Origin of the sequence: Bradyrhizobium sp. LTSPM299 (assembly GCF_000938235.1) — a bacterium.
Lineage (GTDB): Bacteria > Pseudomonadota > Alphaproteobacteria > Rhizobiales > Xanthobacteraceae > Bradyrhizobium.
On sequence record NZ_JYMU01000023.1, the window covers coordinates 78,505 to 94,109 of the forward strand.

Here is a 15,605-nt window from a genome sequence, read left to right on the forward strand (position 1 = left end):
TATGTGTCGACACCTGAGGTGGCCGCGTCGCCGGCGGCCGCACTGCCAACGCCAGCGGCGGAAACACCCATGCGAGAGCTGACCGTCTCCGAACGGGCCACGCTAGCTGACGCGTTCTCAGCCAGCTTGAGCGATCGCGAGGGCGTGAAATTCAGGTGGACCAGAATTCCCATCGTCACCGGCGAGGGCCGGCGATCCCTCGACTACTGCGCCCAGCTCAATGTGCGGAACGGCAAAGGCACCTACCAGGGGATGCAGCCGTTCCTGGCGACGATCATCATCGAAAACGGCGTCGTGACCGGCGGCGCGATTGCCGCGACGAGTTCGGAAGGCGTCGCCCAGGATCCAGCGCTCGTCCCGACGCTCTGCCGGCAGAAGGGCCTCGATCCCTTCGGTTAGTCGGAGATCGCGAAGGGTTCATGGCGATGAGCCGATTATGTGTTTCTCATAGTCCCGGCGGCCGCCGCAGTTTCAGACCTGCATTTATTGATCACAGCCAATATCTTCCTAGATTGCAGGTGATCATGCGTTCCGGTTCGGACGCGGCGCGCGCATGATAGACCGCGGCGCAAGAATTCCGCAGCAATGAAGGAGCCAACATGAAGATTGCCGTCGAAACGACTGTTGCCGCGCCGATCGCCGATGTCTGGCGGGCCTACACGACGCCTGAGGATATCAAGCAGTGGAATGCCGCCTCTGACGATTGGCACACGACTACCGCATCGGTCGACCTGCGCGTCGGCGGCGCTTTCTCCTCGCGGATGGAAGCGAAGGACGGCAGCATGGGTTTTGATTTCGCCGGAACCTACACCAAGCTCGAGGAGCCGAGCCTGATTGAATATGCCTTCGGCGATCGTACCGCGCAGGTCGCGTTCACGCCCGAAGCCGGCGGCGTCAAGTTGCGCGTCACCTTCGACGGCGAGGAAACCCATTCGGTCGAGCAGCAGCGCGGCGGCTGGCAGGCCATCCTGAACAGCTTCAAGCGCTACGTCGAAACGCCGCGACGCGGCTGATCCCGGGCAATGCCGGGTGGCGCGATCGTGGTCGACATGCCGCCGTTTGCGGTAGATAATGCGTCGCCTGGAGCAAATGCGATGCGGTCAGTTCTGGCGCTTGGCCTGTTGATCATCTTGTGCGCTTCGGCGAACGCCGCACCGGAGCGTCACCCCCGCGCACGCCAACCGGCGGCAGCGCGCCCGCCTGCAGATGCGACCTCGGCGCCTCGCGTCGCAGTTCCCGGCTGGAGCGACGAGGCCACGCGCCGCTGGATGGATCAATCCACCCACTACGGAGAAGGCGATTAGTCTTGCGATTGGTCGTTTGCGATTAGTCTTGGCCACCAACCGTTCCAGCGCTTGGCAGATGTCCTGCCAAACTTTCGGGGGGTAACGCTCTCGCCAAAGGCTTGGCGTACGCGAGCTCAGTCGTCGTCTGTCTTTGTCTCCGTCTCCCGTGAATTTGATCGTGAGCGAGTGCCGGACGTTCGAGAAGCCGCCGGGGCCTTTCTCGCGCGCGTCCCTTCGTCCTCACGCAACTCCTTCCGCACGCGCCGGGCGGTTCGCATCGCCCGCTTGATGTTCGGGTCGTGGGAGTCTTCGTCGAAGAACAGGACAACCTCGCAAGCCGGACATTGGCGCGAATAGCCGTTCTGCAGCCGCTTGGCGCGATCGCGAAAGACGTTCTTGCAGCGCGTGCAATTGATCTGGACTGAATCTTCCATGGCAGCCTTGAAATGTCGGCGCGAAGCCTGCCGGCCAGCTCTTCGATGAAGCAAACACGTATAAAAGCCCGCGAATCGCGCGGCGCTGGCAATCCCGGCAGACCGGGCACGTCAGGGAGTGACGGCAAGCTAATCTGGCTCACCTGACTAATGGCTCCAGTTGGTTTCCAAAGTCAATTCACGTGTAGAAGCTGCTTCTTACGAATCCGTCGGCAGGGAAAAGTTGTTCTCTCCCGAAATGGCGGTAGCGCCGACACCCGCAATGGCGGCACGACTTGTTCGCAATCAGCCCGCAAAAGAGTTTTGCGTTTCATTGACGCCGACGCGAGGTCACCCAACGATACTCCGGCGCGTATCGCTCTCAGGTCCGGAACAGTTTCGGCGCCGGCGATGTCGCCGCTTTGCCCAAGGCATTGTCCATGGCTTCCTCATCGCGCGAACCGCTGTCGATCACGACCGACGTTTTGGTCGTCGGCGGTGGCATGGCGGGTGCGTGGGCGGCGAGCGCCGCTGCGGAGGCTGGCGCGCGGGTTATCCTGGCTGACAAGGGCTATTGCGGCACCAGCGGGGTAACCGCGGCGGCGGGCCCAGGGCATTGGTGGGTTCCGCCGGATCCTCCCGAAGCGCGCGCAACGACCGTGCGCAATCGCATGGCGGCGGGGCTTGGGCTCGGCGAAGCCGAATGGATGCACCGCATCCTCGATCAGACCTGGCGGACGCTGCCGCGGCTTGCGCCGTACTACAAATTTGGCGTGGACGACGACGGACGGGTCAATCATCGCGCGGTGCGCGGACCGGAATATTTGCGTGCGCTTCGCCAGTTCGCGCTCGGCCACGGCGTCACCATTCTCGACCATTCGCCGGTGCTGGAACTGCTGGCGCGCGACGATGGCTCGATCGGGGGCGTGCGTGGTCTGCGCCGGCAGGACGGCAACAGGCCGTATCAAATCGAGGCCGTCGCCGTCGTGCTGGCGGCGGGCGGGACCAGCTTCCTGTCGCACCTTCTGGGATCGCGGACCAACACGGGTGACGGTTATTTGCTGGCGGCCGAAGCCGGCGCCGAATTGTCCGGCATGGAATTCACCGCCGCCTACACCATCGCGCCAGCGCATTCGACGATGACGCGCAGCATGGCCTATTCGTTCGCGACCTATTACGACGCCGATCAGCGCGAGCTCGACCTGCCGCTTGGGCCGGATCAGACCGTGCGTCTCGCCCGGGCGTTGCAGCGTGGACCGGTGTACTGTTCGCTGCATCGTCTGCCAGACGATGTGAAGGCGAGGCTGCATACGATTTCGCCGAACGTGCCGCTGGTGTTCGATCGCTGGCTGATCGATCCCTACCGCGACCGGTTCGAGGTCGCGCTGCACAATGACGGCACGATCCGCGGTCTCGGCGGCGCGCGCGTGGTCGATGCGGACTGCGCGACGTCGGTGCCGGGCCTGTTCGTGGCGGGTGACAATGCCTCGCGCGAGAAGGCCGCGGGTGCGATCTCCGGCGGCGGAAACGTCAACTCGGCCTGGGCGCTGTCGTCGGGCGTGTTCGCCGGCCAGGCAGCCGCGCGCCTTTCGCGTGGGACCAACAGCCGTTCGGCGCACCTTGTGCCGCTCGGGCAGGCCGGACTTCGACCGCGCGCCGACGCGAAGGCTCTTCAGCTTGCCGAGATTCGGGACGCTGTCCGTGCCGAGATGCATCCGTTCGACAAGACTCTATTCCGCACGGCTGCCGGACTTGCAGCGTCCCGCGGCGTGCTCGACAATCTCTGGAGACAGATCGCCGATCATGCGCCCGCCGATACGGTTGCATGGCGCGAGGCCGCGGCATTGGTGGCGACGGCGCGCTGGTCGGTCGCAACGGCAGCAAGACGCAGCGAGAGCCGGGGTATGCACCGCCGCGAGGATTTCCCCGAGCCGGATCCCAAACTTGCGACCAGACTTCTCAGCGGCGGATTGGACCAGGTCTGGGTCACGCCCGATGGTGCCGCCGCGAGCTCTCGGCTCGGTCAATTGGAAAGCGCTTTATGATTGAAGTCATCGTCTCGGACCGCTGCACGAATTGCGGTAAGTGTGTCGAGGTCTGTCCGACCAACGTGCTCGATCCCAGCCAGGCAGGTCCGCCCATCCTGGCGCGCGTGGACGATTGTCAGACCTGCTTCATGTGCGAGCTGCATTGCCGCGCGGACGCGATCTATGTCGCGCCCGATTGCGACCGTCGTGTCCCGACCACCTCTGACGAAGCCCTGGCCGCGGGGCGCCTCGGCCAATACCGGCAGCACTCCGGCTGGGACGAATGGGCGGATCAGTTTCCCAACGAACAATGGCTGATGGAAACGGTGTTCCGGCGTGCCGGCGAAGCTGCGCAGAGACGTGAACCTCAAGAGAGATAATTTGATTTGCGCCATCGACGTGCGTCATCCTGTTGTTGCCGAGCGGCAGTGATCTTTGAAAAGACTATCTTGCGGCACGCGCCTAGCATGTCATGACCTTGCAATCGTGAGCGCGTGACATGAATCAGATCGTCGAGAAGCCGAAGAAATATTCACTGGTCGAGCGCGTGCCGGCCGCCTCGTTCGAAGAGGAGAGGTTGCACCGCAAGCAGCGGCTGGCGGCAACCTTCCGGCTGTTCTCCCGTTATGGGTTCGATCAGGGGCTGGCCGGGCATGTCACTGTACGCGATCCCGAATTTCCCGATCGGTTCTGGATCAATCCGCTCTCGAAATATTTCGGTCAGATCAAGGTCTCGGACCTTCAGCTGGTCGATCACGAGGGCAACATCCTGATCGGTGACAAGCCGATCAACCAAGCCGGTTTCGTGATCCATTCGGCGATCCATGCCGCGCGTCCGGAAGTCATCGCGGCGGCCCATACGCACTCGACCTATGGCAAGGCCTGGTCGGCGCTTGGCCGTCTGCTCGATCCGCTCACCCAGGATGCCTGCGCGTTCTACGAAGACCACGCGCTGTTCGATCCGTTCTCCGGCGTCGTGCTCGAGGCGGAGGAGGGCAGGAAGATCGCGGAAGCATTGGGATCGAAGAAGGCCGCGATCCTGCAGAACCACGGCCTGCTGACAGTCGGGCCGACGATCGAAGCGACCGCGTGGTGGTACATTGCGATGGACAATGCCGCGCGAGCGCAACTGCTTGCTGAAGCGGCGGGCACGCCGAAGCCGATACGTCACGATGTGGCGAAGCTGACCGCAAGCCAGGTCGGCACCCACAAGGGCGGCTATTTCAGCTTCCAGCCGCTGTGGGACTGGATCTCCGAAGCCGAGCCGGATCTGTTCAATTAGAGCGTTTTCGAGCGAAGTGGATACCGGTTCGCGTCGGGTAAACGCGTCAAAACAAGAATTGAGGGCCGCGTTCCGATTCCATCGGAACGGGGCTCTCAGCGGAGACGTGTTTCTGCAACGGAAGGATATCTGCCATGACAAAGCCCAGCGCTGTGTTCGAGGAGGTCGTTTCGGCAAACGGAAAATACGCCGGCGACTTCGGTGACAAGGGCAAGCTTGCGCTGCCTCCAGCCCGCCGCTTCGCGATCCTGACCTGCATGGATGCGCGGCTCGATCCGGCGAAATATGCCGGTCTCGCGGAAGGCGATGCCCATGTCATTCGTAATGCAGGCGGCCGTGCGTCCGATGATGCAATTCGCTCGCTCGTGATCTCCCACAAGCTGCTCGGAACCAACGAATGGTTTGTGATCCATCACAGTGACTGCGGCATGCAGTTGTTCACCAACGAGATCATCGGCGATCTCCTGGTGGATGATCTCGGTACGGCACAGTTCGACGGCAAGAAGTGGTCAAACCCGCATCACCACGGCGGTTCCGTCGCCGGGAAGTTTGTCCACTGGCACACCTTCGAGGACAACGGCAAGAGCGTGGTTGAAGACGTGCAGCGGATCCGCAGCCATCCACTGGTGCCGAAGCAGGTCCCGATCTACGGATTCATCTACGACGTCAAGACCGGACGCCTGGACGAGGTGGCTGAAGCGACAGCAGCGGGAAGGGTGTCAGCGTAAATCTACGACCCTCGATCCGGGTCGCGATTGCATGACGCCTGCGCTTCACCGCCGGTTCCTCCCGGCGGTGAATGACGCATCAAACGCGCGAAGAGTGAGGGATCGAAGCCGAGACCGTCTATAGGTCGATCAAGCCGCCGTCGACGAACAGTTCGGCGCCGGTGGTGTAGGTGGCGTCAGCAGCGAGGTAGAGGGCTGCTGCGGCGACCTCGGCTGATGTGCCGGTGCGGCCGAGCGGAATGCGGGTCTTGGCCCCTTCGATGAAGTTGTCCTTCTGAGCCGGCGTAAGACCGCCCTTGTCGAGGATCGGGGTAATGATCGGACCGGGGCTGATGGTGTTGACCCGGATGCCGCGCGGCGTCAGCTCCTTGGCGATGGTGCGGCCGAACGAACGCAGCGCCGCCTTGGTCGAACCGTAGATGGTGCTCCCTCCCAGGCCGCCGCTCGAACCGGCCACCGATGCGGTCAGGATGATCGCGCCGCCGTCCGGAATGACCGGGATGGCGTGCTTGATCAGGAAGAATGCGCCCTTGACGTTGATGTTGAACTGGCTGTCGTAAAGGGCCTCATCGACCTGCGCGATCGGCGCGAATTTGGCGATGCCGGCGTTGACGAACAGGACGTCGATGCGGCCGTGCTTGGCCTTGACCTGGTCGACGAGAGCCTTGGTGGCGGCGACGTTGCCGGCGTCCGAGAGCAGCACCTCGATCCCGGGCAGCGTCGGCTTGGCGGCTTCCACCGAGCGTTCGCTGGAGCCGGTCACGACGACCGTTGCGCCTTCGGATTGAAACAGTTTGGCGGTCTCCGCACCGATACCGGTGGTGCCACCGCTGATGAGAACGATCTTGCCGTCGAGCTTGGCCATGACAATTGCCTTGTTGGAGTGGGTTTCGTGCCCGAGAGATGGGGGCTCGCGCGACCGGAGCAATGGCACGACAGCTGACTTTTGCTGAGTATCGCGACCTTTGACGTCTTGATTCCCGGCCGGCAGCCGCCTTCGTCGTCCCGGCCGCGGGAGGCCTGCGACGCCAGGAATGTCAGGCAATCACGCGATCGCCTGGATGCTGCTGGAATAGACGCTCGCCGGCCGGCTCAGGCCGTAGTGGTCGCGCAGCGTCGTCCCGGTGTAGTCGTGCCGGAACAGGCCGCGCTTGCGCAGGATCGGCACGACCTGCTCGCCGAAAGTTTCGAATCCACCGGGCAGCCAGGGCGGCATGACGTTGAATCCGTCGGCTGCGCCGTTCTCGAACCAGGTCTGGATGTTGTCGGCGACCTTTTCCGGCGGGCCGGCAATCACCCAGTGGCCGCGCGCGCCGGCGAGGCGCTGCACGAGCTGGCGAATCGTCGGTTCCTCGCGATCGACGATGTCGACCACCAGCTTGAACCGGCTGGCGACGCCGCGCGCGCCGTCGGTGTCGATCAGATGGCGCGGGAACGGGCCGTCGAGATCAAAGCCTGAGAGGTCGAGACCGATCATCTGGCGGAGCTGGGTCAGTGAATATTCTGGTTGGATCAGCTCGTTGAACTCGTCCTGCAGCCGATCGGCCTCGACCTGGGTGCTGGCGATGAACGGGCTGATGCCGGGCAGAATCTTGACCTGATCGGGACTGCGGTCGAAAGCGCGCGCCTGACGCTTGATGTCGGCGTAGAACTCCCGCGCGCTCGCCAGCGTCTGGTGCGCAGTGAAGATCGCTTCGGCGAAGCGGGCCGCGAAGGCTCTTCCGTCATCGGACGAGCCGGCCTGGACGTAAACCGGCCGCCCTTGCGGTGTCCGCGAGATGTTGAGCGGTCCACGGACCCGAAAATGCTTTCCGACGTGATCGATCGGATGAATCTTGCTGGTCTCGGCGAAAACGCCGGAGATGGGATCGTTGATCAGTGCGTCATCTTCCCAGCTATCCCACAGCCGGGTGATGACATCGAGGTACTCCCGCGCCCGTTCGTAGCGTTCGTGATGCGGAGGGTGCTCGGGCAGGCCAAAGTTTTGTGCCGCCTGCGCCGTGCTTGTCGTCACGATATTCCAGCCGGCGCGGCCACCGCTGAGATGATCGAGGGAAGCGAACAATCGCGCCAGATTGTAGGGCTCGGTATAGGTCGTGGAGGCGGTTGCGATCAAGCCGATCCGCTTGGTCGCAACGGCAATCGCAGCCAACCAGGTGATCGGCTCGAAGCGGAAGCGCTGCGCATAGCGGACGTTGTCGGCAAGTGCCGGTCCGTCGGCAAAGAAGATCGCATCGAACTTGTGCGCTTCGGCCTGCTGCGCCAGCTCCTGATAGAAGGTGACGTCGAGGATCCGCTCCGCGGCCGATCCCTTGTAGCGCCATGCGGCCTCGTGATGGCCGCCGGGATAGATGAAGAGATTGAGTGAAAGCTTGCGTTCGCTCATGTGTGAGGCTCGCTAATGTTGGTCTTGTCAGTTGTCGGTCGGTGCCTTGCGGGCGAAGGCGAAGCGCAAGTAGCGCTCGAGCGTCAGCCCCTCGGGCGTCCGCTTCGCTTCGACGAGGCGAACGAACGCGCGGCGCACCTGTTCGCGTTCGGTTGGCGAGAACGCCTCCAGAAAGTTGCCGAAAGCGCTGGCTTCCGACCACCGCAGCAACGAATCGGCGTCCTCATGGACGTCGACCAGCGCCCGCAACTCGCTGCGGTAGTCGACGAAACCGTTTGCCGCAAAAAGCGACTTAAGCTCCTCGTCGGTGGACCCGAGCACGGGGTTGGAGTCAGGCCGATGATCGGCAATCCCGGTGTCGGCAATGGCCTGGCGCAGAAACAGGCGCGACTGGTGTGGCCGGGATGGGTCCTGCACATTCAGTCCAAGGCGGCCTGCCGGCTTGAGCACGCGACGTATCTCACGCAAGGCGCGATCCTTGTCCGCGATCCAATGGAACACGCTGTTGAGATAGACCGCATCGAACTGGCCGTCGTGGAATCGTGCGAGATCCTCGGCGCGGCCAACGTCGAATTGCAGATTGTCCGCCTGCCGAAGGCGGGCGATCTCGACGCGGCCGGCAAGGGGATCGATGCCGATCACATGGCCGTTTGGGCCGACCAGCCCGGCCACGAATTCGGCGAGCCGGCCGGTGCCCGTTCCGATATCGAGCACATGCTCGCCTGACTTGATGGCCAGTGGCCCGATCAGGAATTTGCCATGACGGAACTGGACCAGTCCCGCTTCGTCGTAGGAGCGGGCGAGTTCCGGAGTGTCATGGTCAAGGCTGATGACGCCACCAGGTTGCGGCATTTCCAAAAGTGTCCATTGTTTAGCGGCTGCGCGACAGCGTGCGCGTACATTGCACCGGATTCTACGTCGGTGATCGCAAGCATGTCGATGAAATGAATTTGCGTTGTTGTGCGGGAAACCAGCATGAACCGTGTGAGCTGATCGTCGATCGGAGATAAGTGCGTTGGCATCAGCGACGCCAGGCGGCGTGACAAGCGGTTCTCTGTGTCGGTTGGCTTGATTTGTTTGCTACGAAGCGGTGTAAAAGTTGGAGAAAGGGACGTCCGCCGCAAATCTTTCAGTGGCTGCGTCGTCGACGACGCGAACGTTGCTCGCCGCCGAAAACAAAGCTGGTTTCGTTTCATTGACTGGGCAGCGATCGCTTTTACGATTTACAGCCTCAAAGCGAGGTCGCCCATCATGCCGCAATCCGATCCTGACAGCGTTGCCCGCGAAGCCCTTCGCCTGATCGGGCCGGACCCGCAGAACTGGGTGCCGGATCGTGACGGTGTCGACCACAACGTCGTGGTGGTCGGCGGCGGACAGTCCGGGTCGGCCTTCGCCTTTGCGCTTCGGCGGGCGGGGATCGGCAAGGTATCGGTGATCGATGCCGCGGCCGACGGGACGAGGGCCGGTGTGTGGTTGACCAGCGCGCGGATGCACAAGCTTCGCACGCCAAAGACGTTGCCGGGCCCCGAACTGGGCCTCCCCGGTCTCGGCTTCCAGGCGTGGTACGAAGCGCGTTATGGGGTCGCGGCGTTTGACGCGATCGATCGCATCCAGCGGCTCGACTGGGCGGCCTATCTCGAATGGTACCGCAAGGTAACCGGCGTGACCGTGCGTTACGGCACGCGGCTCATTGGTGTTGAGCCCGCCGCAGACCATCTTCGGCTGCATCTCGAGCGGGACGGTTCTGCGACCGTCGAGACCACGCGAAAGCTGGTGCTCGCGACCGGTTTCGCGGGGAGCGGATGCGCCTACGTCCCGCAGGCGCTGCAGAGTTTGCCGAAGCGGTTTTACGCGCATACGTCGGAAAAAATCGACTTCAAGGCGCTGCGCGGAGTGTCGGTTGCAGTGATCGGCGGTGCCGCTTCGGCTTTCGACGCCGCGGCCGTCGCACTGGAAGCCGGTGCCCGCGACGTCCGCCTGTTTGCGCGGCGCGAGAGTTTGGCGGCGCTCCCGGTGATCCGTATTCGCGGCTATCCAGGGGCTTACGACAATTACGGCGCGCTGCCGGATGCGGTGCGGTGGCAGCAGGCGATCCGCTTCCGGCAGACAGGTTCAACGCCGCCTCCGGATGCGATCTCGCGCGCGGTGGCTTTCCCCAATTTTCATCTGCACCTGGGCGCTCCCTTGATTTCAACGCGATTGAAGGGCGTGCGGCCGGTCGCGGAGACGCCGCAAGGCGAGTTCGCATTCGATTTTGCGATCGCAGGGACGGGTTATTCCGTCGACCTCGGTGCGCAGACCGAATTGCGCGACGTCGCGGACGAGATCCTGCTCTGGCGCGATCGCTTGACGCCGCCTGATCACGCGCGGGACGAGACGTTGTCGGCCTATCCTTATCTGGGGGCCGGGCATGAGTATCTGGAGAAGATACCCGGTCGTGCGCCGCATCTGAAGGATATCCACGTCTTCAACCCGGCCGCCTTCGTCAGCTTCGGTCTGCCGGTTGGGGATGTCCCGAGCTTCAAGCGTGACATCCCGGCGATCGTGGCGCGGATCAGCCGCGATCTGTTCCTGGCCGACCTCACGGCGCATGAGGCGCGCATCAACGGGACGATCGCAGAGGATTTTGCCCCTGAGCTCTATGCGCCAGCCGTCTGGCGGCCGCCGCAGCATGTTGCGGCCGAGTAGGAGCTGAGCCCCGGAAGGACTCGCTTATCTCCGCCGTCGCTTTGGCGACCGGCGCCTGGCGGAGGTTTTTAAAAGGGATCGCAGCCGTGAGGACACGATTATGAGTTCGATAGCCATTGATAACGTCATTCCGCGCGCAGACATCGTCAAGCGCGCGGCGCGGCTGGGCGCCGAGATCAAGAACGTCAGGCTATCGGGCGACCTTTCCGACGAGGTCGTCCGCGCCATCAACCAGGTGCTGCTCGAGCACAAGGTGATCTTCTTCCGTGAGCAGGGGCATCTCGACGATGCTGAGCAGGAGCGTTTCGCTGTCAAGCTCGGCAAACTGGTGCCGCATCCGACGGTCGGCGCGATCAAGGGGACGTCATCGATCCTGGAGCTGGACTCGGGCCGGGGCGGAGGACGCGCCGATCAGTGGCACACGGATGTCACATTCGTCGACGCCTATCCGAAGATCTCGGTGCTCCGCGGCGTGGAGATCCCGCCCTATGGCGGCGATACCATCTGGTCGAATACGGCGGCCGCCTATCTCAACCTTCCGGCACCCCTGCAGCGGCTTGCCGACGAGCTGTGGGCGGTTCACAGCAATGCCTATGACTACGCGGTGAAGGCGCGGGCCACCGAAGCCGATCGCAAGCATTTCGACGAGGTGTTCACCGGAACGATCTACGAGACCGAGCACCCGGTGGTGCGCGTCCATCCAGAAACCGGCGAACGCACACTCGTGCTTGGCAATTTCGTCCAGCGTTTCGTCGGTCTGCCGAAGTATGACGGCCAGAAACTGTTCGACCTGTTCCAGTCGCACATCACGGCGCCGGAAAACACGGTGCGCTGGAACTGGAACACCGGCGATGTCGCGATCTGGGATAATCGCGCCACGCAGCATTATGCGGTCAACGACTATGGCGACCAGCACCGCGTGGTCCGACGGGCCACCATCGATGGTGACGTACCGGTCTCGATCGACGGTCGCCACAGCGTGACGCGCGTCAAGACATCCAAGCCCCAGGCTGCGAAAGCCGCTTGATTCAAGCCGACCCAGGGAATTCACAAAATGAACGCGATCATTCGCATCCTCCGCGCGCGGCGCCGCGCCGCGCGCAGGGCCGCACGGCTTCTGTTGGCCGGCGCCGTGGCGCTGGGCGTCACGGCTCCGGCGTTCGCCGAGCCGCCGCTCGAGAAGACCGAGATCCGCTACCAGGGGTGGGCCGGCCAGGTGACGTTCACCGAACTTGCCGAGGACCTCGGCTATCTCGCACCGCTCAAGCTCAAATGGGTCGGTAACACCATCAGCGGGCCGCAGGATATTCAGACCGTGGTTACTGGTGACATCGACGTCGGTGGCGCCTTTTATGGCGCGATTCTCAAATTGATCGCAGCCAAGGCGCCGATCAAGGCGGTGGTCGGCTATTACGGTTCCGACGCCAACACCTATCAGGGCTACTTCGTGAAGGACGACAGTCCGATCAAGACGGCGCGCGACCTGATCGGTACAAAGGTCGCGGTCAATACGCTGGGAGCGCATCTGGAATTCGTGCTCCGCGAATATCTGGCCCGCAACGGCCTCAGCGCCGGCGAGGCCAAACAGGTGACGCTTGTAGCGATCCCGCCAGTCAGCGCCGAGCAGGCGCTGCGGCAAGGTCAGGTCGAGGTCAGCGTGCTGAGCGGCGTGTTGCGCGACAAGGCGTTGGAGCGAGGCGGCATCCGCTCCCTCTTCAACGATACTGATCTGTTCGGACAGTTCACCGGCGGCGCCTATGTGCTGCGGGACAAGTTCATCAACGACAATCCCAATACGTCGCGCAAGCTGGTGGAGGGGATTTCGCGGGCAATCCAGTGGGCGCAGACAACGCCACCGGAAGAGGTGCGGGCCCGGTTCGAGAAGATCGTCGCCGAGCGCAAGCGCAACGAGGATGCCTCCTCGATCAAGTACTGGAAGAGCACTGGCGTTGCGTCGAAGGGCGGCGTGATTTCGGACGCCGAAATCCAGGTGTGGATCGACTGGCTGGTGAAGGACGGCCTGTTCAAGCCGGATCAGATCAAGGCCGCTGATACCTACACCAACGAGTTCAACTATTTCCGTCCCGGAAGAACGGCGGAAGCCCGATGACGTCGGTCAAGATTCGCTTTGAGCAGGTCAGCAAGGAGTTCGTCACGCGCGGCGAGCGCGGCCGTCCAGCGGGGTGCTTCACGGCGCTGGAGGACATCACGCTTGATGTGCGCGCTGGTGAATTCCTGACCCTGGTCGGGCCAAGCGGGTGTGGGAAAACCACCTTGCTCGATCTGCTGGGCGGACTGACCATCCCGACCAGCGGCCGCATCCTCCTTGACGGCCGGCCGATCGCTGGACCCGGCCGCGACCGCGGAATCGTCTTCCAGCAATATGCGCTGTTTCCCTGGCGCACCGCGGCGCAGAACGTCGAGTTTGGGCTGGATATTGCGGGTCTCAAGGCCAGGCAGCGGCGCGACATCGCGCGTCATTTCCTCGACCTGGTCGGCTTGTCGGGGTTTGCCGACCGCTATCCGCACGAGTTGTCCGGCGGCATGAAGCAGCGGGTCGCGATCGCCCGCAGCCTTGCCTACGACCCTGAAGTACTTTTGATGGACGAGCCTTTTGCGGCGCTCGATGCGCAGACGCGCGAGACACTGCAGGGAGAGCTGCTGCGGATCTGGCGCGCCACCGGCAAGACCATCGTCTTCATCACCCATGGCATCGATGAGGCCGTCGTGCTCGGACAGCGGGTGGCCGTGATGACGTCGCGTCCGGGCCGGATCAAGCAGATCGTCGACATTCCCGTGGTGTTGCGCAGCGAGGCCGAGGACGTGCGGTCGCTGCCTGAGTTCGGCCGCGTGCGGCACGAGGTCTGGAGCCTGCTCCACGAGGAGGTGCTGAAGGAGCAGCAGGGGCAATTGAGCGGCGCCGTCACCCGGGGCTCCGACCGATCGGTAGAGGATCTTGCTCATGTCTAGCCTCGAGATGCTGACGCTTCTGGAACTCGCGCATGGGCGGCCCGAGGTCCCGGCCGGCGCGCAACTGACGTTGAAAGCGAGCCCGGTCCTGCCGGCGATCCGCTGGCTTGCGCGGTTCGCCCGGCGATCCCTGTTGCTTCTGGTGCTGCTGTCGGCATGGGAGGCGGTCCCACGGCTCGGACTGATCGATCCGGTGTTCTTTCCACCCTTCTCGGAGGTGATCGCGGCCGGCTGGCAACTCGCGCAAACCGGCGAGCTCTACGATGACGTTGCCGCCAGCCTGCTGCGTGCCTTGAGCGGCTTTCTGATCTCGGTCGTCCTGATCGTCCCGTTGGGCCTCGCGGTGGGCTGGTACGCCCGGCTTGGCGATCTCTTGAACCAGATCATCGAGATCTGCCGCAACACTGCTCCCCTCGCGCTATTGCCGGTCTTCATCCTGCTGCTTGGGATTGGCGAAGTATCGAAGATCACAATGGTGGTCTATAGCTGTGCCTGGCCGCTCCTGCTCAATACCATTGCCGCAGTGAAGCAGGTCGATCCGCTCCTGATCAAGTCGGCGCGCACCATGGGCGCGAGCCCGCAGCAATTGTTCCGAAAGGTGATCCTTCCGGCTGCGCTACCCACCATCTTCGTCGGCATTCGTCTCGCCAGTGCATCGGCCATGCTGGTGCTGGTCGCGTCCGAGATGGTCGGCGCCAAGGCCGGCCTCGGATATCTCATCATCAACAGCCAGTACAGTTTCCTGATCCCGCAGATGTATTTCGGCATTCTCGGGATCACCGCCATTGGCCTGGCGTTCAACGCTGTCCTGGAGGCGCTGGAGCGCCGCTTCATGCGGTGGAAGGCACCGGTGTCAGCATGATATCGGCAGTCAGCTGCCGCTCGGCGTGTTCCGCGCGGTGGCCTGCGTCACCACGCTGTTCGGCGCCACGTCCTTGGTCAGCCAGACGTTGCCGCCGATGGTCGATCCGCGGCCGATCGTGATCCGGCCGAGGATGGTCGCGCCGGCGTAGATCACGACGTCGTCTTGCACGATCGGATGGCGCGCGTCGCCCTTGATCGCCTTGCCCTCGTCGTCGGTCGGGAAGTGTCGTGCGCCGAGCGTGACCGCTTGGTAGATACGGACATTGTCGCCGATGATGGCGGTCTCGCCGATCACGACGCCGGTGCCGTGGTCGACGAAGAAGCCGGAGCCGATGCTGGCGCCGGGATGGATATCGATACCGGTCCGGGCATGGGCGATCTCGGACATCAGGCGGGCCACCAGCCGCGCGCCGAGACGGTACAGCAGATGCGCGAGCCGATGGTGGATAACAGCGGTCATCCCGGGATATCCGATCAGGATCTCCGGAAAATTCCGTGCCGCCGGATCGCCGACGAAGGCCGCGCGCAGGTCGTTGATCAGGAGCCCGCGGACCGACGGCAGCTGGGACGCAAAGGCACGCGTCAGTTCGACCGCCTCTTCGCGCTCGAAGCCCGGTTCGAGTTCGTCGCCGACAAACAGCGCGCCGCGATGAATCTGTGCGCTGAGCGAATCCAGCACGATGCTCAGCGTGTTGCCGACGAAATAGTCGATATTCTCGCCATCGAGATCGGACTGGCCGTAATGACGCGGGAACAGCGCCTCGGTCAGGCCGTTGAGGATCGCCTCCAGCGCATCGCGCGAGGGTGCACGGCGGGCCTCGCCGTCACGCCGGATGCTATGGGTCTGCTCCCGGGACGCACGCAGTTCGCCCACGATCCGGTCGAGTTGCCAGCGGCCAGGCGGGCTGTCAGTCGCGCCGGCCGATGACGGAGGTGATTGCGGAGGGATTTCGCGCTTCAT

15 protein-coding genes are annotated in these 15,605 nt (G+C 63.5%); 11 read left to right on the forward strand and 4 right to left on the reverse strand.

Annotated elements, in window-relative coordinates:
- Nucleotides 1-69 precede the first annotated feature (69 nt).
- The 6 genes from UP10_RS14655 (at nt 70) to UP10_RS14690 (ending at nt 5,736) form a co-directional block, all read left to right on the forward strand.
- Nucleotides 70-399 carry a hypothetical protein gene (locus UP10_RS14655; RefSeq protein ID WP_044588035.1) on the forward strand — a complete coding sequence of 110 codons (330 nt, stop codon included), beginning with the start codon at nt 70-72 and terminating at the stop codon, nt 397-399.
- Nucleotides 400-599: 200 nt separating this feature from the next.
- Entirely contained in the window at nt 600-1,013 is a 414-nt protein-coding gene (locus tag UP10_RS14660) for an SRPBCC family protein (RefSeq protein WP_044588036.1), read from the forward strand.
- 1,126 nt (nt 1,014-2,139) lie between these two features.
- Nucleotides 2,140-3,744: an FAD-dependent oxidoreductase gene (locus UP10_RS14675; RefSeq protein ID WP_044588038.1), complete on the forward strand. Its 1,605-nt coding sequence runs from the start codon at nt 2,140-2,142 to the stop codon at nt 3,742-3,744.
- Complete coding sequence (locus UP10_RS14680) at nt 3,741-4,106, forward strand: 4Fe-4S dicluster domain-containing protein (protein ID WP_044588039.1); 366 nt, start codon at nt 3,741-3,743, stop codon at nt 4,104-4,106. The genes UP10_RS14675 and UP10_RS14680 overlap by 4 nt, the downstream gene beginning before the upstream one ends.
- Before the next feature lie 119 nt (nt 4,107-4,225).
- A complete protein-coding gene (locus UP10_RS14685; protein WP_044588040.1) occupies nt 4,226-5,008 on the forward strand; it encodes a class II aldolase/adducin family protein in 783 nt (260 codons plus the stop codon).
- Nucleotides 5,009-5,142: 134 nt separating this feature from the next.
- Complete coding sequence (locus UP10_RS14690) at nt 5,143-5,736, forward strand: beta-class carbonic anhydrase (protein WP_044588041.1); 594 nt, start codon at nt 5,143-5,145, stop codon at nt 5,734-5,736.
- Nucleotides 5,737-5,854: 118 nt separating this feature from the next.
- On the opposite strand, the gene UP10_RS14695 is transcribed toward UP10_RS14690, so the two are convergent.
- From UP10_RS14695 to UP10_RS14705, 3 genes are all read right to left on the reverse strand, one after another.
- On the reverse strand, nt 5,855-6,601 hold the full coding sequence (locus UP10_RS14695; protein WP_044588042.1) for an SDR family oxidoreductase: 747 nt from the start codon (nt 6,599-6,601) through the stop codon (nt 5,855-5,857).
- 180 nt (nt 6,602-6,781) lie between these two features.
- Nucleotides 6,782-8,122 (reverse strand): LLM class flavin-dependent oxidoreductase, encoded by a 1,341-nt coding sequence (locus UP10_RS14700; protein WP_044588043.1) that lies wholly within the window; start codon nt 8,120-8,122, stop codon nt 6,782-6,784.
- 27 nt (nt 8,123-8,149) lie between these two features.
- Nucleotides 8,150-8,974 (reverse strand): class I SAM-dependent methyltransferase, encoded by an 825-nt coding sequence (locus UP10_RS14705; protein WP_044588044.1) that lies wholly within the window; start codon nt 8,972-8,974, stop codon nt 8,150-8,152.
- 399 nt (nt 8,975-9,373) lie between these two features.
- On the opposite strand from UP10_RS14705, the gene UP10_RS14710 reads away from it, so the two are divergent.
- The 5 genes from UP10_RS14710 (at nt 9,374) to UP10_RS14730 (ending at nt 14,642) form a co-directional block, all read left to right on the forward strand.
- Nucleotides 9,374-10,810: an FAD-dependent oxidoreductase gene (locus UP10_RS14710; protein ID WP_044588045.1), complete on the forward strand. Its 1,437-nt coding sequence runs from the start codon at nt 9,374-9,376 to the stop codon at nt 10,808-10,810.
- Between the two features lie 97 nt (nt 10,811-10,907).
- Nucleotides 10,908-11,837, forward strand: a complete 930-nt coding sequence (locus UP10_RS14715) for a TauD/TfdA dioxygenase family protein (RefSeq protein ID WP_044588046.1) — start codon at nt 10,908-10,910, stop codon at nt 11,835-11,837.
- Between the two features lie 27 nt (nt 11,838-11,864).
- Entirely contained in the window at nt 11,865-12,920 is a 1,056-nt protein-coding gene (locus tag UP10_RS14720; RefSeq protein ID WP_050043686.1) for an ABC transporter substrate-binding protein, read from the forward strand.
- Entirely contained in the window at nt 12,917-13,780 is an 864-nt protein-coding gene (locus tag UP10_RS14725; RefSeq protein ID WP_044588047.1) for an ABC transporter ATP-binding protein, read from the forward strand. Before UP10_RS14720 ends, UP10_RS14725 begins: the two co-directional genes overlap by 4 nt.
- Nucleotides 13,773-14,642: an ABC transporter permease gene (locus tag UP10_RS14730; protein WP_197086811.1), complete on the forward strand. Its 870-nt coding sequence runs from the start codon at nt 13,773-13,775 to the stop codon at nt 14,640-14,642. The genes UP10_RS14725 and UP10_RS14730 overlap by 8 nt, the downstream gene beginning before the upstream one ends.
- A 9-nt stretch (nt 14,643-14,651) precedes the next feature.
- On the opposite strand, the gene epsC is transcribed toward UP10_RS14730, so the two are convergent.
- Nucleotides 14,652-15,605, reverse strand: a complete 954-nt coding sequence (gene epsC, locus UP10_RS14735; protein ID WP_082070345.1) for a serine O-acetyltransferase EpsC — start codon at nt 15,603-15,605, stop codon at nt 14,652-14,654.

What these genes read in the sequence shown, in the direction of transcription:
- UP10_RS14655 (WP_044588035.1), top strand. Translation starts at nt 70, where the DNA reads ATGCGAGAGCTGACCGTCTCCGAACGGGCCACGCTAGCTGACGCGTTC.
- UP10_RS14660 (WP_044588036.1), top strand. Translation starts at nt 600, where the DNA reads ATGAAGATTGCCGTCGAAACGACTGTTGCCGCGCCGATCGCCGATGTC.
- UP10_RS14675 (WP_044588038.1), top strand. Translation starts at nt 2,140, where the DNA reads ATGGCTTCCTCATCGCGCGAACCGCTGTCGATCACGACCGACGTTTTG.
- UP10_RS14680 (WP_044588039.1), top strand. Translation starts at nt 3,741, where the DNA reads ATGATTGAAGTCATCGTCTCGGACCGCTGCACGAATTGCGGTAAGTGT.
- UP10_RS14685 (WP_044588040.1), top strand. Translation starts at nt 4,226, where the DNA reads ATGAATCAGATCGTCGAGAAGCCGAAGAAATATTCACTGGTCGAGCGC.
- UP10_RS14690 (WP_044588041.1), top strand. Translation starts at nt 5,143, where the DNA reads ATGACAAAGCCCAGCGCTGTGTTCGAGGAGGTCGTTTCGGCAAACGGA.
- UP10_RS14695 (WP_044588042.1), bottom strand. Translation starts at nt 6,601, where the DNA reads ATGGCCAAGCTCGACGGCAAGATCGTTCTCATCAGCGGTGGCACCACC.
- UP10_RS14700 (WP_044588043.1), bottom strand. Translation starts at nt 8,122, where the DNA reads ATGAGCGAACGCAAGCTTTCACTCAATCTCTTCATCTATCCCGGCGGC.
- UP10_RS14705 (WP_044588044.1), bottom strand. Translation starts at nt 8,974, where the DNA reads ATGCCGCAACCTGGTGGCGTCATCAGCCTTGACCATGACACTCCGGAA.
- UP10_RS14710 (WP_044588045.1), top strand. Translation starts at nt 9,374, where the DNA reads ATGCCGCAATCCGATCCTGACAGCGTTGCCCGCGAAGCCCTTCGCCTG.
- UP10_RS14720 (WP_050043686.1), top strand. Translation starts at nt 11,865, where the DNA reads ATGAACGCGATCATTCGCATCCTCCGCGCGCGGCGCCGCGCCGCGCGC.
- UP10_RS14725 (WP_044588047.1), top strand. Translation starts at nt 12,917, where the DNA reads ATGACGTCGGTCAAGATTCGCTTTGAGCAGGTCAGCAAGGAGTTCGTC.
- UP10_RS14730 (WP_197086811.1), top strand. Translation starts at nt 13,773, where the DNA reads ATGTCTAGCCTCGAGATGCTGACGCTTCTGGAACTCGCGCATGGGCGG.
- epsC (WP_082070345.1), bottom strand. Translation starts at nt 15,605, where the DNA reads ATGAAGCGCGAAATCCCTCCGCAATCACCTCCGTCATCGGCCGGCGCG.